The sequence below is a fragment of the Phormidium tenue FACHB-1050 genome (genome assembly GCF_014696925.1).
Lineage (GTDB): Bacteria > Cyanobacteriota > Cyanobacteriia > Pseudanabaenales > Pseudanabaenaceae > Pseudanabaena.
This window is the reverse complement of record NZ_JACJQY010000043.1, coordinates 14,075-38,467: the sequence shown is the minus strand read 5'-3', so window position 1 is coordinate 38,467 and position 24,393 is coordinate 14,075. Positions and strand designations below refer to the sequence as shown.

The following is a 24,393-nucleotide window of genomic DNA, read 5'->3' as shown; positions in this document are numbered from 1 at the left end:
TGCTTGCACTGATAAATTGTCCCTGCGTTGTTTTGATACATGAGGGTAGACAAGTCTTTTTATTCATCAGGGGTAAGTATAAATTCGAGATCTTGAGCGCCATGTAAAACCCGCAGGATTTCAACAGCTTCAGGGGATTGAATCTGATAAAAAATAATGTATTTCGTAAACCCTTTAATTTGGTACTGACGAACTTGGGTTAGCTGTGGATGGCTGAAGTTACTAAGTTTGCCGATCGCTGGGAACTGGGCAATAACATTAAACGTGGCTTCAGCAGAGTAGAGAAAGCGATCGCTTGCATCAAGATTTTCTAAACTAATATTGGTTGCATGGGCAATTAAGTCCTGAATTATGATCGGACGTTTGTTGATGTTAGCCATTGGTTCTTAGCTATTTTGAGGGCGATCGCTATGGTTGTTGCGGACTGATTGACGGATTGCATTCCAATCATCGTTTGTCATAGGGGTTGGCTCCCCTGAAGTGATGCCTTCGAGAATGAGGGGTTCGAGGTATTGTTTGCGCGATCGATCTTGCTGAATTAAGGTTTGAATGTAGTCATTGGCGTTGGTGTAATATCCTGATGCTATTTGCTCTTGTAGGTATAGAGTCAAGGATTCAGGAAGGGTGACGGTTAGGGTTGTCATCGTTAAATCTGATGTAACTATATTTTTTGAGTATAGGTCATTTATCTAGTGAGCTACAGGTTGTAAATTTGACAGACAATTTTGGAGAATCATCGTAAAATTAATCCAAATTTCTGGGAATTACGGCTATGACCTCTACGGCGAAAAACTTTGCTGGGCAAAACTTGCGGGGGCGATCGTTTAAGGGGCAAGACCTTTCAGGAGCAGATTTTAGCGGCGCAGATCTGCGGGGTGCGGATTTTAGGGGGGCGACTTTGTTCGGGGCAAATTTCTCGAAGGCTAAGACTGGTGGGCAGAAGCGGTGGCTAGCTTTTCAGCTACTTCTTTCCTTCATCATGTCGGCATTGTCAGGATTTCTTGCTGGGATTGCGGGTATATGGATAGCCTTACTTTTCACCACCAACTACATCAATAGCTATACGATCGCCCCTAGCATGGCAATGATAATCATTCTCGCCGCTTCCTTTTTTGCCATTATTCGACAAGGTTTTACCTCTGCTGCTTTTGGCACGATAGTAGTGGCAATGGCAGGGGCAATGGCAGGGGTAGGGGCAATGGCAATGGCAGGGGCATCGGCAGCAGAAAGGGCAGGGGCAGTGGTAGCGGCAGTGGTAGGGGCAGGAGCAGTGGCAGGGGAAGGTGCAATGGCAGTGGCAGGGGCAGGGGCAGTGGCAGTGGCAGGGGCAGTGACAGTGGCAGTGGCAGTGGCAGTGGCAGTGGCAGTGGCAGTGGTAGTGGCAGTGGTAGCGACAATAGTGGTAGGGAAAGTAGAGGCAGTAGCAGGGGCAGTGGCAGTGGCAGTGGCAGTGGCAGCGGTAGTGGTAATTGCGGTGGCTACGCTATTGCTAAGTATTTATGTTACTTGGCGGACTCTAAAAGGTGATCCCAAATTTGATATATTGCTGAAATTTAGTGTGGCGTTTGCAAGTATTGGCGGTACGAGTTTTCGTGGTGCAGATTTAAAGAATGCTGATTTTACGGAAGCAAATTTAAAGTGTAGTGATTTCCGTGATTACCGCGATAAGAATACAAATCTAAAGCAAACTCTCTGGAAGCAAGCAAAAAAACTAGAGCGATCGCGTTTAGGAACATCAATCTTAGCTAACCCCGAAGTACGAGAACTATTAGTCACAGGCAAACCCAATCCAAGCAAATCCTACAAAGGATTAAACCTACGCGGCGCAAACCTTAACGGTGTTTATTTAGAAAAAGTCAACTTCAAATGTGCCATCCTCAGCGAAGCAAGTTTCCGTAATGCCAATCTCGAATGGGTAAACCTCACCGAAGCCCAAGCCATTGGCACAGACTTCACAGGCGCACAAATGACAGGCGTATGTCTAGAAGGTTGGAGCTATGACCACACCACCAAACTCGATGATGTCGATTGTCGCTTTGTCTTTGAGCTAGAGCATCCCAATGCCAAAGGCAGTCGAGAACGCCGTCCCCACGATCCTGACAAAGAATTTGCAGTAGGTGACTTTACTAAACGCTACAGCGAAACCCTCAACGTCGTACAGTTACTCATCCGCAACGGCATCAACCGCGAAGCCTTCATCGCTGCATGGGAAAAACTTACAGAAGAATATCCAGATATAAATCCTGATGACATTCAAGAAATCAAGAAAAAAGGTCAAGATGTCGAATTAACGGTTGCCGTTCCAGAGGATACAGATAAAGGTAAATTCGAGCATAATTTCGATATTGGTTACGAAACCAAACTCAAGGAAATTGAAGCAAAATACCAAGCTCAATTAGAATCTAAGGAAGCGATGATTCTGCTCCAGAAGCAAAACATAACCGATATCAAAGAAATTCTTCAGATTGCAAAATCACCTAATGTTAACATTCAAAATGAGGCTAAAGCAGTGGCAGAGCAAAATCCCGTAACAATCAAAGCAGGTCGAGATATTTCTGGTAACGTGATCAACCTCGGTGAAATCAAAGGCAATGTTACCAATGCAATTAACCAAATCCCAAATAAAGAAAACAGTGGCGACATCAAAAACCTCTTAACCCAACTGCAAGAAGCAATTAGCGCTGATAAAGATCTCGCTGATGAAGATAAAGCAGATGCTCTCGAACAAGTCGAAAACCTTGCCAAAATTGCCCTTCACGACAAACCCGAAGAAAAATCAACCCTTGCCAGCAAAGCAATCCGTGCCTTAAAACGCATCATCGATAACATTCCTACGATCGCCAAAATCGTTGAAATCGTTAGCAAAGTTTTCGGTGCATAGCAAATCGCCTCGCGTAGATCGATCGCGCTATTATTAACGTGAGTTCAAGCAACGATGGAAAAACATTATGGACTTATTTTTTAGTTTTGTGATCGGTGCGGGTGTCTTCTTTGGTCTCGGTAGTTCGTCATTTAAAATAGTTAACCAAGGTGAAGAAGCACTAGTTGCCTCCTTTGGGAAATACAAACGTAAACTGCCTGCTGGCCCCCACTTTATCTTGCCCTTTATTGATACCGTCAGCTACAAAGGATCAATCAAAGAACAGGTACTAGATATTCCACCGCAACAATGTATTACTCGCGATAACGTATCGATTACCGCCGATGCAGTGGTTTACTGGCGTGTAGTTGATATGGAGAAGGCTTTCTATCGCGTGGAAAATTTACGTCAAGCGATGGCAAATATCGTCTTGACTCAGATTCGCGCCGAACTAGGTAGTTTAGAGCTTGACGAAACTTTCACGGCAAGAAACAAAATTAATGAAGTTCTGTTACGTGATTTAGATGATGCCACCGATCCTTGGGGCGTGAAAGTAACAAGGGTGGAATTGCGCGACATCTTACCTGCTAAAGCTGTGCAGGAAGCTATGGAAATGCAAATGACAGCCGAGCGTAGAAAAAGGGCGGCTATTCTCAATTCTGAGGGTGAGCGCGAAGCTGCCGTTAATCAGGCGAAGGGCTTGGCTGAGTCGCAGTTACTAAATGCTGAGGCTTCACAAAAATCTGCCATTTTAGAGGCAGAGGGACAGAAGCAATCAAGGATTTTGCGTGCTGAGGCGGAACGTCAAGAGCAGGTACTTAAAGCTCAAGGTACATCTCAAGCGATGCAAGTACTATTGCAGTCAATGAAGGGCAATCCCCAAGCAAACGAGGCGCTGCAATTTTTGTTAGCTCAGAACTATATTGCGATGGGAACGACTATTGGCTCCAGTGGCAGTAGCAAAGTTATGTTTATGGACCCGCGATCGCTGCCTTCGACCCTAGAAGGGCTGAAATCAATTGTGGATAACCCAGAGTCAGGTGATTGGACTAAGTAAACAAAAAGGCTCGCAAAGCGAGCTTTTTGTTTACTTATACCGATGGACTAATGGGAATGCGCTTGAGCATGTGATATTTGCATCCTGCGGCAAGAATATGCACACGCAAGTTATGGATTGTTAATGGAGCCGTACCACTAACCCATAGTTGATTGCTGTAAGAAACTTCACCAGGATCGACTACGGTGACAGTACCACGCCCTAAAACACGCATGGTATTGTTTGGCTCAAAAATAGCCACTGTATCTTCATCAATACCAATGCCAATTTTGTCAGGATGTGCAGCGATCGCTGTCATCAGACGAGCCATCCGATTACGATTATGAAAGTGTTGATCGACAATGATTTCAGGGAGGATACTTAAGCCAGTACTCATATTGACCAGTTCCTTATGCGGAGACTCGCCGCTACTGCCTCCAGAAATCATGTGATAGCCCATTGCGGCTGCGCCTGCACTTGTACCAGCTAAAACTATGCGCTTTTCATCAATGCGCTTGGCAATGGTGATCGCAAAGGGAGTATCGGCAATTAACCCACAAAGACGCAGTTGGTCGCCACCAGTCATGAATATGCCAGTAAACCGATCCACTAAAGCCTCTGCTTCAGGATAATCATCACGAGGACGCTCACGAATATCTAATACTTCTACTGCACTTGCGCCGAGCTCAGTAAAAATATCGTGATAAATTCGTCCAATAATGTCAGGTTCTCTTGAGGCGCATGGAATTATAGCAATGCGAGCTTGGGAGCCACCAGAATTTTCTACAAAGGCTTTGAGAATTTTGCGGTCTTGGACTTTATCCTCTCCACCACCAATTACCATTACCGCCGACTTAATAATTTGAGTCATGCCCCTATCTATTGCCACATCTTCATCTAAGTTCAGCATATTAGCAGATTGGTCAACAAATTTTTTCAGGCGGTTGATTAGGTTTACGCCTCGACTCAGTTTTTGCTCTTGCTGACTCGCCAATGGTTTGAATTACCTCCATTGATGCTTACATGGCTAGCAATATGGCTAAACCTAGACCGATTGTATAACTTTTGTGCTGTTAAAGACTAGTATTTCATCAAGTAACTACAAAATAAGGTAGGCAAAGCGCCCACCTTGTTTTTGTGGTTAGTTAATCATTTTGCCAACACTCACGGCTCACTAAATCACAAATGCGATCGCGTAATAGGTATTGATGATCTTCTAATTCTCGTTCGATCTGACACCATTCGCGATCGCGAAAGAAGCGACAAAGATTATGGATTGGTTGACTACGTGTGAGCCTTCCGCTTTCGAGTAGATGTCTTGCTTCATCTTGGATAGCGCCGATGGAATAGTAAAGTGATTGCAACATAACCAAACTCTCTGTGTAGGTTTTTGCTAAGTAATTTGTTTAATAAATTCAGTAATTCGCCCAATGACTTGAACTTATTTAAACTTGAGCTTATCTAAAGATAATTCAAGTATGTAATGCAGAATACAGTCTTTAATTATCTTCGCATGGAGTTCTTGCTACTACATAAAAGTAAATGAAACTCAAAGGAAAAAAATATTTTTTAACCCCAAAGAGAAAAGGCGGCGCGAAGCGCCGCCTTTTCTCTTTGGTTAAACCTTCTGGACAAAAGTTTTGCCAAGTAGCCCTTGGGGGCGCACAAGTAAAACAATGAAAAGTAAAGCAAAGGCTACAGCATCTTTATAGGCTGACTGGTTGGAGGGGACAAAGGACTCCGCTAGCCCTAAGATAATGCCACCAACGACGGCACCTGGAATATTTCCTAACCCACCTAAGACAATTACGGCTAGTCCTTTCAAACCAAATCCAATCCCAAAATAGGGACCAGAAATACTGACACTGGAACCAACTAGAGTGCCTGCGAGTCCACCTAAAAAACCTGACACGAAAAAGGTAAGCAGAATAAAAAAGTCAGTGTTTATACCTAAAAGACTCGCGGTAATTGCATCTTCAGCTACGGCTTTCATCGCTTTGCCCAGCTTAGTGAAGTTAATCCCATAGGTGAGAATCGCTAAAATGATGCAAGACACACCAAAAATGACAATTTGGACGGTGCGAATGTTGATTGGTTTGTCGATTGTACCGAAATTTATCGCAGGTGGCAGACTGCCATAAATGTTGGCAGGGAAGTTATAGCTTTCTGCTCCCACCAGATATTGGATCGTATTAACTATGACTACAGCTACGCCCAAACTAGAAACTAAGGTGAGCAATGGATCAGCGTGGCGATCGCGTAAAGGGCGAAAGGCGATGCGCTCGATCAGAACACTTACTCCTCCTGCGAGAATGCTGCTAATGAAAATGGCAACAAAAAAAGGTAAATGTAGTTCTTTTGGTAAAGATAAGTTAGCAAGGATGCCATTAAATCCGAACGCACCACCGCAGAGTACATAGGTAAAATATGCTCCGAGCGTAAACACTGCTCCGTGAGCAAAGTTAATGATTCCTAAAATCGAGAATACTAATGTGTAGCCAAGGGCAAAGATGGCATAAACACTGCCAATCGATAAGCCATTTAAAAACTGCTGTAAAAATACCGAAAAGTCCATGCGAGGTTTTATGGGTTTTTTAAAAAATTCTACACTTGCGATCGCCACTATCGCGATCGCCGTAACAGTCACACCCTCAATATCCGCGATCACTACCCTCAAACGTCCTCATGGAGCAACCAACAAACCTCAGGATAAATCTCAGGACAAATCTCAAGATTTGATTGCTACGAATATCTCATCTCAACCAATTGAACTACCCGATACAGGTGCACAAAATGACAGCTGGAGTTGTGGACCAAATTCGGCGGCACGGATATTGCGCTATTACGGGCATGATGTTAACTATGCAACAGTTCGAGCCGCGACGGATAAAAAACTGTTTTTGCCGCAAAAATTTCGTAACCCTCTGAATAACCAATGGATTGAGGTGCGAACAGGTACGCCGCCGCAGACTTTACAGCAGGTCATGCAACGATGGGAAGGCGATCGCGTTAAGAAATCCCCACAAACGAGTTTTAATCGGCTCATTAATTTAGTGCGTTCAGGTAAACCTGCGATCGCTTTGGTGCGAGTTGGCAGTCTGTCCATACCTTATATTGGCTCAATCCCTTATTTGCATTGGATAGCGGTGACGGGGGCTGATCCAGCCCGTCAACAAATTTATTACACAGATACCAATAGTCAAACTTACTCTTTGTCCTATCAAGATTTTCAGGCAAGATGGAATTTGGGCTTAGATCGCGATGTGAGTGGGGCGATCACTAGTGTTCTTAAAAGTAATGGTGTAGAAGCAAGAACCATCGTGTGGGTCGATAAATAATTGCAGCGCGAAGCGCTGCAATTTAAAAACCCTAAAAGTTTGTGAAAGATTTGCAAAGCAAACCTTTCACAAACTTTTGGGGTTTGTTTAATCAATAATTTCTATAGGTAGCGCTTTGCGCTACCTATAGAAATTTAAGCCGTTCGACGCATCAGCTTAAGACAACATTGCAAATACGATAAATAATTGAAATCTACAATTTGATAGGTTTCCTTGCTAAAGTCATTGATGTGGTGTGATGGATCAAGACTCAGCTCTTCTAATTTGCATTTCTATTTGCATTTCTACTTTTTCAACCTACTGCTCATGATCATTTCTGCTTTTACTAACTCATAACTTCTCATGGCAGAAACAAGCTATAAGCAATATTAACTATGATCAAAACCGCAATTACGAAGATCGCATTAGTGGGCTTTTTCCCGCTAATGTGTAGTTTCGCTCCTGCTCTTGACCCGGTCGCCTTAGCTCAAACATCACCTACTGCAACGACTCAGATTTCCCAGAGCGATCCACTAGCTAATACCCCACTTAAGTTGGTAGAAAGAGCTAACTCGTTAAGGGAACAAAATCAACTTGATAGCGCCTTGACGCTCTATCGTCAAGCGATCGCTGCGAGTCCAGAGTTAGTGCCTGCTTACTATGGTTTGGGTGTGACGTTGCGCCAAAAGGGGGATATTCAAGGTGCAATCGAAGCTCACCGCCAAGCGATTCTAATCGATAAAAGTTATACGCCTGCCTATTATGGTCTGGGGATAGCCCTGTATCAAAAGGGTGATGCCAATGGGGCGATCGATGCTTATGACCAGTTTATTCAGCTTAGTAAAGCGGATACAAATCTTGCTCCTGTTTACTACAATTTAGGGCTAGCCCACGAGCGTAAAAATAATCTTCAGGGTGCAGTTACCTCTTTTCGCAAAGCAATTGAGTTTGATCCGAAATATGCCCTTGCCCATAATGGTCTAGGTACAGTGCTACGTCGGCAAGGTAATCGCCAAGAGGCGATCGCTGCTTATCGTAAGGCAATCGAGCTTGCGCCCCAGTATGCGGTTGCCCATTTTGCGCTGGGAATCTCGCTATATGAAGACCGTGACTATAAAGGCGCAATTGATGCTTACAAACGGGTAACTACGATTGATCCGAATTTCCCGAATGTTTATTACAACCTTGGTTTGGCCTATAACCAGTTAAATGATCGCCCAAATGCGATCGCCACATTCCGCAAAGCATCCCAACAAGATCCCCGTAATGCCGATATCTATGCGGCTCTGGGTAGCGCTCTATTGCGTGAAGAAAATATCCCTGAGGCAGCCGAAGCCTTTAGACGCAGTACCGAGCTAAATCCGAGGGTTGCTAGTACCTTCAACGGGCTAGGGCTGGCTCTGCGTCGTCAAGGTGATCTCGAAGGGGCGATCGAAGCCTATGGGAAATCGATCACGATTAATCCGCGATATGCGGCTGCTTACAATAATCTTGGTCGGGTTCTATCTGATCAAAATCGTACTTCTGAGGCAATTACTGCCTTTCGTCAAGCGATCGCCATTGATACTAAGAATGCTGTGGCTTATAGCAATCTTGGTAATTTATTGCGTTCTCAGGGCAATAGTGATGAAGCGATTGATGCTTTTCAGAAAACCATTGCGATTGGTAAAGAAGATTTATGGGTGGACTACACCAGTTTGGGACTTGCCTATGCTGATCGGGGCAGACTTGGCGAAGCTCAAGCTGCCTATTTCAAGGCTCTATCTTTAAATCCTACCTTTGCGAAGGCTCATTTCGGGCTAGGCGCGTTGTATACGCTTAAGGGTGAGGTCAGTAATGCGATTCGCTCTTACCAAGAGGCTTTAAAGCTATACGAAGAAAATCGTGATGCGGAATGGATCAAGCGAACGCAGCAAGCAATCCAAGCATTGCAAGGAATCACATAAAAACAGGCTGTGCCAAGCACAGCCTGTTTTTATGTGTTAAGTGACACTCAAATCGTTAAACTGTGATTCTGGTCGCGCACATCGCGACCAGAATTATGAAATAGATTATGGAGTTTTTAATATAAGCATGGGATTTTTAGAAGGTCAGGTGGCGATCGTTACTGGTGCATCTAGGGGCATTGGACGCGCGATCGCCGTTGCACTTGCGGCGGAAGGTGCAAAAGTCGTGGTTAACTATGCCAGTTCTGCTAGCGCCGCCGAAGAAGTTGTTGCCGAAATTAAGAGCAAAGGTGGTGAGGCGATCGCCTTCCATGCCGATGTGTCCCACGAAGCACAGGTGGATAGCTTACTCAAATCCGCGATCGATGCATGGGGACGTATAGATGTTTTGGTAAATAATGCTGGCATTACGCGCGACACGTTGCTGTTAAGAATGAAGCTAGAAGACTGGCAAGCGGTAATCAACCTCAACCTGACAGGCGTATTTCTGGCTACCCGTGCTGTGTCCAAAGTGATGCTCAAGCAAAAATCAGGTCGCATTATTAATATCGCCTCCGTCGCTGGACAAATGGGCAATCCTGGACAAGGAAACTACAGTGCCGCAAAGGCTGGAGTCATTGGTTTTACAAAAACCGTTGCCAAGGAAATGGCAAGCCGTGGCATTACCGTGAATGCAGTAGCCCCTGGATTTATTGCTACAGATATGACCGCAGATCTCAAGAATACTGACGATATTCTCAAATTTATTCCCCTTGGTCGCTATGGTCAGCCTGAAGAGATTGCAGGAATGGTGAGATTCTTAGCGGCCGATCCTGCGGCGGCTTATATTACTGGACAAGTCTTTAATGTCGATGGTGGCATGGTCATGGCTTAATTTTTGTGGCGCGGCTTCGCCGCGCCACAAAAATTAAATTGCTGAGTCCTAAATTCTGTTAGTTTTTTGAGAGAGAGCTATATGCGCCACCCCTTCAAAATTTTCAGTCAAGGTTTGCTGATTGGGCTATTTGCGATTTTTCTTTTGGTGATGAGTCCCAATTTGGCGATCTCGTCTCCGATCGCAGCACCAGTCAAAATTGCATCCGTTGACTTCACTAAACAAACGGTGATCGAGGTGAAAGTCAGTCTGAGTAACACTGCTAATGAACTCAAATTTATTCCCGATCGCTTCACATTTGAGTCGGGCAAGCGCTACAAGTTGTTACTGAACAATCCTAGCGGCTTGAAACATTACTTCACGAGCAAAGATTTTGCTGATGCGATCTGGACACAAAATGTCGTTGCGGGTAACGTGGAAGTTAAAGGCAATATTCGTGAACTCGAATTACGCCCGAATACCACTGCTGCATGGACTTTTATACCCATCAAATCTGGGACTTATGAGTTACATTGCGCGATCGCTGGTCATTCGGAAGCGGGGATGCGCGGGCTCATTACAATTCAACCGAGTGCATAAATTGAAAGTTCTCCATATCATTCCATCTGTGGCAACAGTACGCGGTGGTCCTAGCCAAGCGGTGATTGAAATGGTGAGCGCTTTGCGATCGCAAGGAGTAGATGCGGAAATAGCGACCACGAATGACAATGGCAAAAATTTACTAGACGTACCGCTATACGAACTTACCGATCAGTTATCTGAATATGGGCATGTACCAATTCGTTTCTTTCCTCGATTTTCGCCAAATATATATACGGTGCGAGAGTTTGCCTTTTCGCGATCGCTGACAACTTGGCTATGGCAACACATCACTGAATATGATCTAGTCCATGTACATGCAATTTTTTCCTATGCTTCGACAATTGCCATGGCGATCGCCCGTATTAAAAAAGTTCCTTACATCAATCGTCCTTTAGGACAACTTTGTACATGGTCGCTACAACAAAGTAAGTTACGCAAACAAATATACCTGAAGTTGATTGAATGTTCCAATTTATTGCATAGTCAAGCACTTCATTTTACGGCTCAACAGGAACTAGAAGAATTCAATCTATTAAAGCTCAATATTCCTAGTTTTATTTTGCCCCATGGAGTTCAGATTCCATTCCCAATTCCCAATGCTCAAGAAAGAGTCCGTAAACTTCTACAAATTCCCGATCGCTTTCCTATTCTTCTCTTTATGTCACGTATCCATCCTAAAAAAGGATTGGAATACTTGATTGCTGCACTTAGTAAATTAAAAGAATACGATTTTGCCTTAGTGATCGCAGGAAGTGGCGAGCCTGATTATATAAGTCAAATCCAAGATTTGTTAATAACTCATGGCATCAGCGATCGCACGCATTTAGTAGGTTTTGTTGAAGGTGAAACTAAAAATTTATATCTCCAAGGTGCAGATTTGTTTGCCCTCACTTCCCATTCTGAAAATTTTGGCATTGCAGCAATCGAGGCGCTTGCGTCTGGTACACCTGTGTTGATTACCGATGGAGTCGCGATCGCACCCATGGTACAAGAACAGGCGATCGGCTATGTTACTCAATTAGAGATTAATGCGATCGCTTCTACAATCCAAGACTTTTTTGAGCATCCCTACATCGCTACACAAAAAGGCGAGCGAGCCCAGCAATATATTGCGGAGCATTATGCTTGGACTAAAATAGCTCAAAAGCTAATAACCATGTATGTCGAGTATGCCAAATGATGAATACAAATTCAACTTGCGAATACTTCTATAAAACTGCTGAATCTGGTCACCATCATCATTATATTTTTCCTGCTTTAAAAAAGCTATTGAGTAAAATCAAGACAAATGAGCATAGACAGCTACGTGTATTAGATATAGGTTGTGGGAATGGAAGCTTAAGTAACTTAATTGCTAAAGAAGGCTATGAAGTTGTGGGAATTGAAGAATCCCTATCAGGATTTACTACTGCTACTAATAGCTTCTTAGAATGTAAATTCATTCATGCTAACTTATATGATATTCCATACTCTGATTTAGGTGGAGATTTTGATATTGTTGTCTCTGCTGAAGTCATTGAACATTTAGTATATCCAAGAGAGTTAATTAAATCTGCTAGGAAATGTTTAAAGTCTAATGGAGTATTGATTTTAACAACGCCATATCATGGATATGTTAAAAATCTAGCTCTTGCTATAACTGGTAAGATGGATAATCATTTCACTGTGCTATGGGATGGTGGACATATCAAGTTCTTTTCTGTAAATACTTTAACAAAGTTGCTGATTACAGAAGGATTTAACAATTGTCAATTTGAGTTTGCTGGTAGATTCCCCTATTTATGGAAATCCATGTTAGTTTTGGCATCCTTTTAAAATCTTATTGCTATGAGTAAATTATGATTGCAACACCTGTTAAGACTCTTACTCTAGATGTGTTTCTGCAATTGCCAGAGACTAAACCTGCTAGCGAATATATTAATAATAAAGTCACTCAAAAAATTATGCCAAAAGGTCGGCACAGTAGATTACAAGGTAAACTTTGCCAAGAAATTAATCAAGTTGCTGAATTTCCAAAGCTTGCCTATGCTTTCCCAGAGCTAAGATGTACTTTTGATGGTAGTTCAATCGTGCCAGACATTGCCGTTTTTGAATGGCGAAATATTCCATTTCTCGCAGATGGTGAAATTCCTGATAACTTTAATCTTGCACCAGACTGGATCATTGAAATTCTCTCACCTGATCAGAATGCTAATAAAGTGATCGGTAAGATGTTACATAGTCTTCAGCATGGCAGTAAATTAGGATGGTTTCTTGATCCTATCGATCGCAGTATTCTTGTGTTTCAGCCAAATCAACAGCCTATACTAATGACAAATAGCGATCGCTTACCCAGTTTAGAAATAATCCCTTTAGAAATAGCAGTTGAAACTATATTTAGCTGGTTAAAAATGGAGATTTAGATTTTTGTGACGAGGCTTTGCCTCACCTTAAAAAACATTAAATTGCATCGTCCTGAAATGCTAGAACAAATTACGCCATTAATTCTTACCTATAATGAATCTCTAAATATTGGTAGAACATTAGAGCGTTTAATATGGGCAAAAAGAATAGTTGTAATCGATAGTTTTAGTGATGATGAAACTCTGGAGATTTTGAATAGTTATCCACAAGTAGAAGTTTTTCAGCGTCAATTCGATCATTTTGCAGGGCAATGTAATCATGGGCTATCACAAGTTAGAACTGAATGGGTACTTTCCTTAGATGCAGATTATCTTCTTAGTAATGAATTGATTGAAGAGTTATGTTTATTAACTGATCAACTCACTAAAGATGCGTACCTTGCAAAATTTAAATATTGTGTGTTTGGTCAGCCTTTAAGGGGCACTTTACTGCCTCCCCGCAAAGTTTTATATCGCAAAGATAGAGCTATTTATATAGAAGATGGACATGCTCATCGAGTTCAAGTTGCTGGAGAATCTGGGTGTTTAGCAGGATATATAAGTCATGACGATCGCAAGCCATTAAGTCGTTGGTTACAGTCTCAAGATCGTTATTTACTAATTGAAGCTCAGAAATTATTAACAACAACAAGTAGCGAATTAAGTTTTGGCGATCGCCTTCGCAAGCAAAAGGTGATTGCGCCAATTGTAATTTTGTTTTACTGCTTAATTCTCAAGGGTGGAATTTTGGATGGTTGGGCAGGTTGGTATTACGCTTGGCAAAGAACGTTAGCTGAAATTTTATTGGCAATTCGCTTAATTGAGTTAGAACGCCATAAATAAAAGGCGGCGCTTCGTGCCGCCTTTTATTTATGGATTTTGGCTATTGTTATACTTTTGAGCAGTAGTTGTATTTGGCACTACGCCATCAGTGTTAGGGGAAGCTACTTCAGACGGATCGAGGAGCTTAATCGTCACTTGATTATTTTTGATCCAACCCTGTTTTCTCAGTAGCATTTCCTGATTCTTACCAGAATTTAGAGTTTGGGGTAATTTTTCCCGCAAACCATTTACTCGTTGCTCGGTGGAGTTTACCTCTGTTGTAATCTCGTCAAGACGATCTTTTTGTGAGGACTGATAGGGGAGTAATTTAGCGATCGCCGCGATCGCCGCAAGAGACAAAGCTAAGTTCACGGCAATGACAATGATTGACTCAGTTGCTTTAGTTCGGCAATATTTCTCTCTTTTGCGTTGGACATTCTGAGCAACTGCTTCACTGTAGCTATTAGCACCATTAAAAGATGCAAGATTGCTAGAGGCAGAATGGTTGCTGCGTGAATGCATACTCACAACATCATTTCGCCCATACTGACCCTGCGATCGCTGGGTTTGTTTAGGTGCTGAAAAATGTGGAGATAAGTCTCGTTTGGCAACCATTCGCAACCTCTAGGCTGTAAAGATAGATATTATGAGAGATATTATGAGGACTGGGAATTGGACTACGAGTTAGAAAGCGCAGAACCCAATAGAGCTGCCAATACTGCGGGGAACAGTGCAACTACCAATGCTGTAAAAACTTGAGCATCTGAAAGATTCATACAATATCTCCATATATAGTTCTTATTTCGATCTTAACAATACACTGTCATATCAAAAATTGACTAGACGTTAAAACAAATAAAAACAAATAGCAACAAAAAAGGACATGTTCTATATTTACTTTGTTGCTATTTGGCTTGTCTCTCTAGAATAAATTGCTGAATGCGATCGCAGGTTTCAGGACGAATTTCATGGGACATCTCGTATTCTTCATACTCCACATTCACGCCCAGACGTTCAAAGACCTCTTTTGTATTACGAGCCACACTAATGGGAACGACTGTATCTTGCGTACCATGAGCAATCAAGATAGGTGGAAATGATCCCGCAAGTTCTTGCAATTCTTCTTCTGTGATATGTAGGTAACCACTTAGAGCAATTAATCCTGCTAAGGGAAAGACTAAACCCACGTCTAAGGTCATGGCTCCACCCTGAGAAAAACCTAGTAAAAATGTTTTCTCTAGAGGTATCCCTGTCATCGCTGGTAAATCTTCGAGAAACTGGCTAAGCAGTTCGCAGCTTTTGGCTAAACCTTCAGCATCAAGACTTTGGAGGTCGTACCACATTTTGCCATTGGGCATTGGATGGTTAAAGGGAGCCTCAGGACAAATCCATTGATAATTACGGAGTCCAACCATGGGCGCTAGCGAGATCAGATCATCACAGTTTGCGCCCCAGCCATGCAGTGCAACGATCACACCAAGTGCATTGGGATTAGGTAATTGTGAGGGAATCGATCGGTAATTTAAGGTCATAAATAAAATTATATATTTATATTAGCGATCGCCATATTTACGGCAGCAAACCATAGTTCTTAGCAAAATTCAACGAAATATCTGGAAGGTTACGCAGCATATCATCCCATGTAGTTTGTGCTTGCAGAGTGTTTACAACTATCTGTAATGGCTCGGCAAAAATTGTTGGGAAATCTGCCTCTTCTGGTAGCTGAATTTTATATGCCAATTGTTCATATGGTGGGCTGAACTGAGCGTTGACTCCTGCTTTGTTGCCTCTGGCATCAACACGATACCAACCAATTTTAGGCAAATAGATGGCATTGAAACCATGCAAACTATAGGGCGCACCTTGATCGTCAATGCTCAATCGCTGATAACAAAATCCTGTAGGAATCTGGTTAGCCCTTAGCAAAGCTGCCAATAGATGACTTTTGGCGAAGCAATAGCCTGTTTTGTGGTGCAGAACATCAGAGGCTCGACAGGTCACAGGATTCATTTGATAGTCAAAGCTATGACAGATTTTATCTCGCACCCATTCAAAGCAAGCTTTGGCGATCGCCTCTGGAGTCTCGTGTCCCAAGGCTATTTGTTGGGAGCATTTAATGATTTCGGGATGCTGCCAGTCGATCACTTCACTTACTTGTAAATATGCTTTCATGTCAAAAAGTTTGGAATCTTACGCGGACTTTTACGTTCTAGATTTTTATGGACTTTAAGTGACAAACGGTAAGGCTTATCAACATCGCTTACAATAAAAACGCATAGTATATGCACTTTTAAAAATCAAATCATACAAACTTTTCAAAATTGCTGGAGAATTGCCTGAATGCAACTCGTCGCGCTTCAGAACTTACTGGACAACTCATCATTTGCCGTCCTCTTTGCGACCATGCTCGTTTTCTGGGTGCATGTCGCATTTCCCAATTTGCCATATTTACGATCGCTTGGTAATGCAGGCATGGCGATCGCTAATCTCTGTATTGCTACATTACTGGGAGCGCGTTGGATTGATGCAGGCTATTTCCCACTGAGCAATCTGTATGAATCGCTATTTTTCTTAGCATGGGGCATTACCACCATGCATATTGTCGTTAATCGGATCGGCAACAAAAGCGCCAATGACAATGCTAAGCGTTTAGTCGGAGCCTTCACTTCACCGATGGCGATGGGAATCACCGCTTTTGCTGCTCTTGCTTTGCCCTCTGGAATGCAGATGTCGGAACCCCTTGTACCTGCGCTGAAGTCTAACTGGTTGATGATGCATGTTAGTGTCATGCTGTTGAGTTATGCCGCCTTGATGACGGGTAGCATTTTGGCGATCGCCTTTTTGATCGTCACTCGTGGTCAAGAGGTGGTGCTACAGGGTAGTTCTTTTGGTACTAATCTTCGCAGTGTTGTCGATAGCAATAATACGAATACACCTAACCCTGAAACATTTGCCGCGTTTGCGGTTGAGAGTATGGGCAGTATTTTAAATTCAGGTAATCTCCAAACTGCCAATACTGGCACTATCACCGCTGAGGCGATCGCTCCTAATACTAAGCCCCTATCCTTACGCCGTCTCACCATTGGTGAAACTTTAGACAATCTCAGTTATCGAGCGATCGGGCTAGGATTTCCCCTGCTGACGATTGGTATTATTGCAGGCGGCGTATGGGCAAACGAAGCATGGGGTTCTTATTGGAGTTGGGACCCGAAGGAAACATGGTCTTTGATTACATGGTTAGTCTTTGCCGCGTATTTGCACACCCGTATTACTAAAGGATGGCAGGGGCGCAAGCCAGCGATTTTGGCTAGTGTTGGTTTGTTGGTAGTCTGGACTTGCTATCTAGGTGTAAATCTACTGGGTAAAGGTTTGCACAGTTATGGCTGGTTTTTATAATATAGCTAACCCAAATAGTGTGAGGCGGCGCGAAGCGCCGCCTCACACTATTTGGGTAATAAAAGAGAAAAGAGGCGCGAAGCGCCTCTTTTCTCTTTTATTGATACAACGAGCTAGAACCAAGTGCGATCGCTAATGGCTGCTTGCATCTTACTAATCACTTCATCGACAGAGATTGCACCGAGTTCGCCGTGCTTGCGGCTACGGATACTCAAGGTTCCTGCTTCAACTTCCTTGGCTCCAATGACAGCCATCACAGGGACTTTTTCCATCTCAGCCTTGCGAATTTGCTTAGCCATGCGATCGCCGCTATGGTCTAACTGGACGCGCAAACCTGCTGCTTTCATCTTGGTGACGACTTCCTCAGCATATGCAATTTGACCGTCAGATACAGCGATTAACCGAGCCTGAACAGGTGCAAGCCAGAGGGGAAAGTCGCCTGCATAGTTCTCAATCAAGACACCGATAAATCGCTCGACTGAACCAAATAAGGCTCGGTGAATCATGATCGGTTGATGCCTTGCTCCATCTTCGCCAACATATTCCATTTGGAAGCGATCGGGCAAGTTGAAATCTAGCTGAATCGTCGAACATTGCCAGCGACGACCGATCGCATCTTCGATCTTGATGTCAATTTTTGGCCCATAGAAAGCGCCGCCACCTTCATCGACAACGTAGTTCCAGCCCTTGTGATTGAGCGCCTGTTTGAGCGCTTCCGTAGACTTTTCCCAAATTGCATCAGATCCGACATATTTTTCGGGACGAGTAGAAAGATTGATTTCGTAATTTTCAAAACCAAAGGTGGAGAGAATTAACTCCGCAAGATTGAGAACACCGATAATTTCCGTCTCAATTTGTTCTTCGGTACAGAAAATATGAGCATCGTCTTGCGTAAAGCCGCGTACACGCATTAAGCCATGCATGGTTCCAGAGCGCTCATAGCGATAGACTGTACCCAGTTCGGCATAGCGAATTGGAAATTCTTTATAGGAATGGAGCGTATCTTTGTAAATCAACACATGGAACGGACAGTTCATCGGCTTAAGCTGATAAACCTGATGCTCTACTTCCATCGGCTGAAACATGCTTTCGCGATAGAAGTCATTATGTCCTGAGATCTTCCACAGATCCAAGTTTGCCATATGAGGCGTGGTTACTGATTCATAACCATTTTGGACATGCGTTTCTTTCCAGAAGGTTTCGATGGTATTGCGGATAATCGCGCCCTTAGGATGCCAGAATACCAAACCACCACCAGCATCTTCTTGAATGCTGAATAGTTGTAAATCTTTACCAATAGTGCGGTGATCGCGACGTTTGGCTTCTTCGAGCATGGCATGATACGCCTGAAGTTGTTCAGGGCTTTCCCATGCTGTACCGTAAATACGTTGCAGCATCGGATTTTTTTCGTCGCCGCGCCAGTAGGCTCCTGCAATGCTCTCAAGGGCAAAAGCATCGGGATGAATATCGCCAGTACTATTGAGGTGAGGTCCTGCACATAAATCCCACCAAGGTTGTTTTTCTAACTTTTCAGGATCGCCGATGAAATAGCGGCTAATATTTTGTCCTTCGGGTATGACGGCTAGTAGCTCAATTTTGTAGGGTTCATTTAGCTTTTCGATTTCCGCAAGCATCTCAGGACGAGGTAATTCCTGACGCACAAGGGGCTGATTCCACTTGATGATCCGCTTCATTTCCTTGGCGATCGCTTTTAAATCACTAGGGGTAAAATGCTCTTTGCGATCGAAGTCGTAATAAAAGCCATTTTCAGTTGCAGGACCGATAGTCACCTTAGCATCGGGGTATAACTTTTGGACTGCCATCGCCATCACATGGGAGCATGTGTGGCGAATCCGCGCTAATTTTTCGGTATCGGCTTGCCGCAGGATATCGCTAGGTTTAATATCACTAGGTTTGCTTTCGCTGGGCTTTACTGCAACTGCATCCATAACTTGATGTCGTGACCTTTATTGATTTACAAGAGTTACAAAAATTTTACTTAGAGTCTACCATCTTAACTTTTTTTGCTGAGTATTGCGATCGCCCCATGTACCAGTTTAGAAATTAGCGATCGCCTCCAATAATTCCCATGTTTGAGGTTGATCATAGAATTGTAGGGGCAAAGCATTCCCGCAGAAATTTATGCATTTACAGATCGCCTTAATTTGGGAATGCTTTGCCCTAAACCTCACAACGTAGGGACAAGCGATCGCTGAAGGCACAGATTTAGATCTCCGACTTTTTTTGTGCATTTACAAATTGTCTTCGCTTGCATAGAAAAAGTCGGAGATCTGGGAATTTGCAGGTTTCTTTTTCTTTGCCCAATACCTCGCAACGCAGGGACTAGCGATCGCTGAAGGCATAGATTTAGATCTCCGACTTTTTTTGTGCATTTACAAATTGTCTTTGCTTGCATAGAAAAAGTCGGAGATCTGGGAATTTGCAGGTTTCTTTTTCTTTGCCCAATACCTCGCAACGCAGGGACAATTTGTCTGTGAAAGCATAGAGGGCATAGCATTTGCAGATCGATATTGTTGCGGGTTTGAAAAATTGTGGCGCAAATGCTATGCCCCTACGGGATTTTCACTCAATTTTACTAATTCCTCCTTCGCAAATCCCTTTAATTTTTCATCAGGATCGTTGTTAGAGATCGCCTTCAATAATTCCAATGTTTGAGGTTTATCACGGTAATATTGGAGGATTCCTTCTAGTGCAGTTTGACGGGGATTAGTTCGGTAAATATCAAACTGATCTCTACCACGAACAAAAGGGTCGTTTATAGCGCGATCGCACAAAAAATCAAATGTTTGTATGTCATCTTTCCAGCCTTGGGCAATCTCTTGTACCGCCGCCCTTCGCACATCATAATTCTGATCGTTAAGAGCGCGGTCTTTGAGCAAAGGAAGGGTATCAGATTCATCTTTCCAGCCTTGGGCAATCTCTTGTACCGCCGCCCTTCGCACATCATAATTCTGATCGTTAAGAGCGCGGTCTTTGAGCCAAGGAAGGGTATCAGATTCATCTTTCCAGCCTTTGGCGATCGCTTGTACCGCCGCCCTTCGCACATCATAATTCTGATCATTAAGAGCGCGGTCTTTTAGCCAAGAAAGGGTATCAGAGTCATCTTTCCAACCTTTGGCGATCTCTTGTACCGCAGCCATTCGTACGTCATTGTCATGATCATTAAGAGCGCGGTCTTTTAGCCAAGGAAGGGTATCAGAGTCATCTTCCCAACCTTTGGCAATCTCTTGTATCGCTGCCCTTCGTACAATCCAATTCTCATCGTTAAGAGTACGGTCTTTTAACAAAGGAAGAATATCAGGGTCACCTTCCCAGCCTTGGCTAATCTCTTGTACCGCAGCCCTTCGTACATATTCATTCTCATTGTTAAGAGCGCAATCTTTTAGCCAAGGAAGTGTGTCAATGTCATCTTTCCACCCTCTGGCAAACGCATGTACTGCTGATTCAGGTATAAAAGATTGTGATTCAAGCTCAAGACATCTTTTCAACCAATCCAATATCCCAGAGCTATCTTGCCAAGTGCTTGTAATGCTGTTTATGAGTGTCATTGCTAATTCGTAATTGAAATTATAAGGAGTTTCCTGTTCAGCTTCAAGTTGTAATATTTTTAGTAATTTACTTGATGTAGGAGCGATCAAACTCCTATTTCTTGCTTCTACAAAGCAATCTGCCGCTAACAATAGGTTCGATAGCCCTTCTTTTTTAAGCCTATCGCCTGCTAAAAATGCACTTTTATCAACTTCCTGCTCCAAAAGAAAATCAATGATTTCTGCAACAAATCTCGGCTCGATCATCCCAGAAATTAACCGCAAAACCTCATGCCAAGACTCATCCTGCCAATGGTTCCCAAACACATCATAGATTAACTGCTCACTTGTCAGCGTCTGCGACTCCTTAAACTGCCAAACAAACTCCCACGCACAAAAATATTCCAAAAAAGTCCGATGCACAAAACCATAGGAATCCCCACCCAGATCGCAGAGGATGAAATTGCGCGTGCGAAGCTGACCGATCATGATGCGAGCGATTTCCCTTGGCTTCTCCACCTCAATCGTCCTCAGATAATCCGTCAAAATGCCCTCCAACTGCGCCGCACTAATCAAATTCCCCGCCAAACCCTTCGCACTCGACTGCATATGATAGGCAACCTTCCGCAACATCGCCTGCTTATCGCGATAGTCAATCGTTTTCGGGTCAATCCGCCGATCCTCCACTAGCGCCCGTTCCACATCCCACTGATGCAACAACACCCTAGAAGCTTGGTTATACAATTCTGGACGATCCCTCGGTAACTCCTGATTACGATTGAGAATCGCCATCATCGTTAATAACAAAGGATTTCCCGCCAACTCCTTAATCGATCGCGACTCCCTAATCGCCTTCTGCAACCGCTCCCGCTTGCGATCCTTATCCGCACCCTCCGCAAAATTCAAATCGTGCCAACGCACCACAAAATCCTGCATTTGCTCATCATTCAACTCTTGCAGCATAAAGTGCTGAAACCCAGCATCCCTTAAACGTTGAGCCTTATAACCCAACCACCGCGAAGTCGCAACTGACCTCACCGCAGGATACTCATTCGTAAAGCGATGGATATCCGTCACCACCTCATCCCGCAACGCAGGATCGAACACCTCATCAATACCATCAAACAGAGCAATAACGTCCCCATTCTTCAGCTTTTCATGCAAATCCTGCTGATTCAACCGACAAGTAATATTCCCACCATGAATAAACGAAACAATATCCTTACATTTCCCTGCTTGCTTATCACGGGCATAAGTCCGCAACTCCAACAACAGCGGCAACGGATACAAAGGCAAATCTCGCACAGGTCGCTCCGCCCAAATCAGCGCCAGATATTGCAACAGCGTCGATTTTCCCGAACCTGGATCGCCCAAGATCACCGCATATTTCGCAACGACCTCCTTCGCCAACTCCTTCGGATCGCCCAAAACCTCAAAAACTCCCCGAATCGGCTGCTCGACATAGCGCTTGCGATGGTTCTCTAACTCCGCTTCCGCAAGTTCCAACACATCCAACTGTCCACTCTCCTGCAACAGCCGCGATCGATCCTTCGGCAACTCATACACCTGCGGAATAAACTCCTGACATTCCCGCAAATTCTGCGGAATAAAGATCTTCCAAAGCTTCAACTCGTTGTAATAAACTCCCGTCGTATCCAGAGATTCCAGTTTCAAGTTGCCATACTGCTCCCGCAACCCTTCCGCATACTTCTCCAAATCAAACGCTGGCGCAATTCCCGCCACTTCCTGCACAGCATCCGCGATTTTATCTAAGGTCTGCACCTCAAAAATCGGACGCAACTTATCCGAATTCTGGACAATCTTCTTCACAGCTCTAATGTAGGACTTGCTCAAAAAGTCCCAATTCATACTCTCTGGTAAAAGTGGCGAATTTAACTCTTTCCAAACTCTCACCAACAAAGCCGTATCGATCGCCTTACATTCCACATTAAACGCCATCCCTAGCGCCGCGCTTACCTCTTCGCGCTTGATAAACCTTTGCAAATAGGGAATATATTTTTTAATGATTGCCTCTTGATAACCCGCATCCTTGAGTTCTTCCTCAATCAATTCCAAAAATTCTTTGAGCGCCTTCCCATAGGCTTCTTTCTGCACATCCTTTTCAGGTAAGTGAATTACCTTTTTCAAGCAATCCTTAAAAAAGTCCTTGACATAATCCTCTGCCGCACCTTTAGCTAAATCTCCCAAAATCTCCCTAGCTAGTACACCTGCCGCCTGTGTCACACCCCAAATTAGTAATAACTCCATCGTCTTAAACTCCAAGGATATGACTCAGATGCTTTGCCAATTGCTAAGAGGGATTAGCTCATGATTTTGGGGATTATATCAAATTAGCTAAGGTTTAGCTGAAAATATTTGCCTTAAACCTCGTCTAGCTTTGAATGCTTTTATCAAACCAAGTAAGATCATTACCATCAAACATTTATCAATTGTTATGGTTAATTCTGATTCTGAGCAATTACCTGACCATTCTAGTCAAATCATCACAGTGCGACCCGATCGCGAAACTGCCACATTGCAAAAGTTGCCCTATTTTGTGGGGATCTCTGGCGCTACAGCAGGAGCAAAGGGAATCTCGATGAATTTGGTGATTATTCCCGCAGGTGGTGCAGCAGAGCCACATTTTCATCGTGACTATGAAACTGCTATTTATTTGGTCAAGGGTCGAGTAGAAACTCGCTATGGTCAAGGGCTGAGCCAATCAGTAATTAATGAAGCTGGTGATTTTATCTTCATTCCCGCAGGTGTCCCACATCAACCCCATAATCTAAGTCATACCGAGCCAGCCCATGCGATCGTCTCCCGCAACGATCCTAATGAGCAAGAAAATGTCGTTCTTTACAATCCCAATATTGAGTAGTTAAAAAAATGGATATTCATGCATTAAGAGAAGATTACAAACAAGGAGAACTTAGGCGCAAAGACCTGCATGATGATCCCTTTAAACAATTTGAGAAATGGTTTCAGCAAGCTTGTAATGCTGAATTACTAGAACCAAATGCGATGACCTTATCGACAGTTTCCGAGCAAGGTCAACCATTTATGAGAACAGTATTGCTCAAATATTTTGATAGTAATGGATTAGTATTCTTCACCAATTATGAAAGTCGTAAGGCGCAGCAAATTGGCGTGAATCCTAATGTATCGATCTTATTTACTTGGTTGCCGCTTCAGCGACAAGTCCATATTACAGGCACTGCCGAAAAGGTTTCCACAACAGAATCATTACAGTATTTCACCTCGCGTCCTAGGGGGAGTCAGTTAGGAGCGTGGAGTTCTCAACAAAGCTCCGTAATTTCTTCACGTCAGCTTCTACTGATGCAATTTGAACAGATTAAGCAAAAGTTTTTGGATGGAGAGATTCCATTACCTGATTTTTGGGGAGGATATCGGGTTGTTCCCACCAGCTTTGAATTTTGGCAGGGATGCACTAATCGCCTACACGATCGCTTCCTGTATACACCACAAGAAGATCAATCGTGGCAAATTCAGAGGCTAGCCCCTTAGAGATTCTAGGCTTACGGCTGATAAAATTATGCAATTTTCAGAAGGATCACCATCCAAAAGCTTAATAATGCCAAAACACGAAACGGCGTAGCCATTTTGTGTT

The 24,393-nt window shown here is 43.5% G+C and carries 25 protein-coding genes; 13 read left to right on the top strand and 12 right to left on the bottom strand.

Annotated elements, in window-relative coordinates; genetic code table 11:
• Window positions 1-59: 59 nt before the first annotated feature.
• Both H6G05_RS20285 and H6G05_RS20280 read right to left on the bottom strand, forming a co-directional pair.
• On the bottom strand, window positions 60-380 hold the full coding sequence (locus H6G05_RS20285; RefSeq protein WP_190580859.1) for a type II toxin-antitoxin system RelE/ParE family toxin: 321 nt from the start codon (window positions 378-380) through the stop codon (window positions 60-62).
• Window positions 381-386: 6 nt separating this feature from the next.
• A complete protein-coding gene (locus H6G05_RS20280; RefSeq protein WP_190580857.1) occupies window positions 387-644 on the bottom strand; it encodes a ribbon-helix-helix domain-containing protein in 258 nt (85 codons plus the stop codon).
• Between the two features lie 128 nt (window positions 645-772).
• Between H6G05_RS20280 and H6G05_RS20275 the strand changes: the two genes are divergently transcribed.
• Window positions 773-2,881: a pentapeptide repeat-containing protein gene (locus H6G05_RS20275; protein ID WP_190580855.1), complete on the top strand. Its 2,109-nt coding sequence runs from the start codon at window positions 773-775 to the stop codon at window positions 2,879-2,881.
• A gap of 67 nt (window positions 2,882-2,948) precedes the next feature.
• A complete protein-coding gene (locus H6G05_RS20270) occupies window positions 2,949-3,917 on the top strand; it encodes an SPFH domain-containing protein (RefSeq protein WP_094530515.1) in 969 nt (322 codons plus the stop codon).
• Between the two features lie 34 nt (window positions 3,918-3,951).
• On the opposite strand, the gene H6G05_RS20265 is transcribed toward H6G05_RS20270, so the two are convergent.
• From H6G05_RS20265 to H6G05_RS20255, 3 genes are all read right to left on the bottom strand, one after another.
• A complete protein-coding gene (locus tag H6G05_RS20265; protein ID WP_190580853.1) occupies window positions 3,952-4,890 on the bottom strand; it encodes a cyanophycinase in 939 nt (312 codons plus the stop codon).
• A 151-nt stretch (window positions 4,891-5,041) separates the two neighbouring features.
• Window positions 5,042-5,263: a DUF4327 family protein gene (locus tag H6G05_RS20260; RefSeq protein WP_190580850.1), complete on the bottom strand. Its 222-nt coding sequence runs from the start codon at window positions 5,261-5,263 to the stop codon at window positions 5,042-5,044.
• 251 nt (window positions 5,264-5,514) lie between these two features.
• Window positions 5,515-6,471, bottom strand: coding sequence for a branched-chain amino acid ABC transporter permease (locus tag H6G05_RS20255; protein ID WP_190580848.1), 957 nt, complete (start codon window positions 6,469-6,471; stop codon window positions 5,515-5,517).
• A 10-nt stretch (window positions 6,472-6,481) separates the two neighbouring features.
• Between H6G05_RS20255 and H6G05_RS20250 the strand changes: the two genes are divergently transcribed.
• From H6G05_RS20250 to H6G05_RS20215, 8 genes are all read left to right on the top strand, one after another.
• Entirely contained in the window at window positions 6,482-7,234 is a 753-nt protein-coding gene (locus H6G05_RS20250) for a C39 family peptidase (RefSeq protein WP_190580847.1), read from the top strand.
• 374 nt (window positions 7,235-7,608) lie between these two features.
• Window positions 7,609-9,159 (top strand): tetratricopeptide repeat protein, encoded by a 1,551-nt coding sequence (locus tag H6G05_RS20245; protein WP_190580845.1) that lies wholly within the window; start codon window positions 7,609-7,611, stop codon window positions 9,157-9,159.
• 127 nt (window positions 9,160-9,286) lie between these two features.
• Window positions 9,287-10,033: a 3-oxoacyl-[acyl-carrier-protein] reductase gene (gene fabG / locus H6G05_RS20240; RefSeq protein ID WP_190580843.1), complete on the top strand. Its 747-nt coding sequence runs from the start codon at window positions 9,287-9,289 to the stop codon at window positions 10,031-10,033.
• An 81-nt stretch (window positions 10,034-10,114) separates the two neighbouring features.
• Window positions 10,115-10,612 (top strand): cupredoxin domain-containing protein, encoded by a 498-nt coding sequence (locus H6G05_RS20235; RefSeq protein WP_190580841.1) that lies wholly within the window; start codon window positions 10,115-10,117, stop codon window positions 10,610-10,612.
• Entirely contained in the window at window positions 10,605-11,795 is a 1,191-nt protein-coding gene (locus H6G05_RS20230; protein WP_322096409.1) for a glycosyltransferase, read from the top strand. The genes H6G05_RS20235 and H6G05_RS20230 overlap by 8 nt, the downstream gene beginning before the upstream one ends.
• Window positions 11,792-12,430, top strand: coding sequence for a class I SAM-dependent methyltransferase (locus tag H6G05_RS20225; RefSeq protein WP_190580839.1), 639 nt, complete (start codon window positions 11,792-11,794; stop codon window positions 12,428-12,430). The genes H6G05_RS20230 and H6G05_RS20225 overlap by 4 nt, the downstream gene beginning before the upstream one ends.
• Before the next feature lie 23 nt (window positions 12,431-12,453).
• Window positions 12,454-13,017 carry a Uma2 family endonuclease gene (locus H6G05_RS20220; protein ID WP_190580837.1) on the top strand — a complete coding sequence of 188 codons (564 nt, stop codon included), beginning with the start codon at window positions 12,454-12,456 and terminating at the stop codon, window positions 13,015-13,017.
• Window positions 13,018-13,023: 6 nt separating this feature from the next.
• Window positions 13,024-13,839 carry a glycosyltransferase family 2 protein gene (locus H6G05_RS20215; protein WP_322096408.1) on the top strand — a complete coding sequence of 272 codons (816 nt, stop codon included), beginning with the start codon at window positions 13,024-13,026 and terminating at the stop codon, window positions 13,837-13,839.
• 27 nt (window positions 13,840-13,866) lie between these two features.
• Here the strand turns inward: H6G05_RS20215 and H6G05_RS20210 are convergent, their stop codons facing one another.
• The 4 genes from H6G05_RS20210 to H6G05_RS20195 form a co-directional block, all read right to left on the bottom strand.
• Window positions 13,867-14,433 (bottom strand): slr1601 family putative cell division protein, encoded by a 567-nt coding sequence (locus H6G05_RS20210; RefSeq protein WP_190580835.1) that lies wholly within the window; start codon window positions 14,431-14,433, stop codon window positions 13,867-13,869.
• A 62-nt stretch (window positions 14,434-14,495) separates the two neighbouring features.
• Window positions 14,496-14,594 (bottom strand): photosystem I reaction center subunit XII, encoded by a 99-nt coding sequence (gene psaM, locus H6G05_RS20205; protein ID WP_009628308.1) that lies wholly within the window; start codon window positions 14,592-14,594, stop codon window positions 14,496-14,498.
• 129 nt (window positions 14,595-14,723) lie between these two features.
• Window positions 14,724-15,350 carry an alpha/beta hydrolase gene (locus tag H6G05_RS20200; protein WP_190580833.1) on the bottom strand — a complete coding sequence of 209 codons (627 nt, stop codon included), beginning with the start codon at window positions 15,348-15,350 and terminating at the stop codon, window positions 14,724-14,726.
• A 37-nt stretch (window positions 15,351-15,387) separates the two neighbouring features.
• A complete protein-coding gene (locus H6G05_RS20195; RefSeq protein WP_190580831.1) occupies window positions 15,388-15,990 on the bottom strand; it encodes a transglutaminase-like domain-containing protein in 603 nt (200 codons plus the stop codon).
• 168 nt (window positions 15,991-16,158) lie between these two features.
• Between H6G05_RS20195 and ccsB the strand changes: the two genes are divergently transcribed.
• Window positions 16,159-17,214, top strand: coding sequence for a c-type cytochrome biogenesis protein CcsB (gene ccsB / locus H6G05_RS20190; protein WP_190580829.1), 1,056 nt, complete (start codon window positions 16,159-16,161; stop codon window positions 17,212-17,214).
• A 113-nt stretch (window positions 17,215-17,327) separates the two neighbouring features.
• Here ccsB and thrS read toward each other — a convergent pair whose 3' ends face one another.
• The 3 genes from thrS to H6G05_RS20175 form a co-directional block, all read right to left on the bottom strand.
• Window positions 17,328-19,163 carry a threonine--tRNA ligase gene (gene thrS / locus H6G05_RS20185; protein ID WP_190580826.1) on the bottom strand — a complete coding sequence of 612 codons (1,836 nt, stop codon included), beginning with the start codon at window positions 19,161-19,163 and terminating at the stop codon, window positions 17,328-17,330.
• A gap of 108 nt (window positions 19,164-19,271) precedes the next feature.
• Window positions 19,272-19,466 carry a hypothetical protein gene (locus tag H6G05_RS20180; RefSeq protein ID WP_190580824.1) on the bottom strand — a complete coding sequence of 65 codons (195 nt, stop codon included), beginning with the start codon at window positions 19,464-19,466 and terminating at the stop codon, window positions 19,272-19,274.
• 312 nt (window positions 19,467-19,778) lie between these two features.
• The gene (locus H6G05_RS20175; RefSeq protein WP_190580823.1) at window positions 19,779-23,030 is read right to left on the bottom strand and encodes an NACHT domain-containing protein; all 3,252 of its coding nucleotides are present in this window, start codon (window positions 23,028-23,030) and stop codon (window positions 19,779-19,781) included.
• Between the two features lie 187 nt (window positions 23,031-23,217).
• On the opposite strand from H6G05_RS20175, the gene H6G05_RS20170 reads away from it, so the two are divergent.
• Together H6G05_RS20170 and pdxH are read left to right on the top strand one after the other, a co-directional pair.
• Window positions 23,218-23,643: a cupin domain-containing protein gene (locus tag H6G05_RS20170; protein WP_190580821.1), complete on the top strand. Its 426-nt coding sequence runs from the start codon at window positions 23,218-23,220 to the stop codon at window positions 23,641-23,643.
• Between the two features lie 8 nt (window positions 23,644-23,651).
• A complete protein-coding gene (pdxH, locus tag H6G05_RS20165) occupies window positions 23,652-24,290 on the top strand; it encodes a pyridoxamine 5'-phosphate oxidase (RefSeq protein ID WP_190580819.1) in 639 nt (212 codons plus the stop codon).
• Window positions 24,291-24,393: the final 103 nt, after the last annotated feature.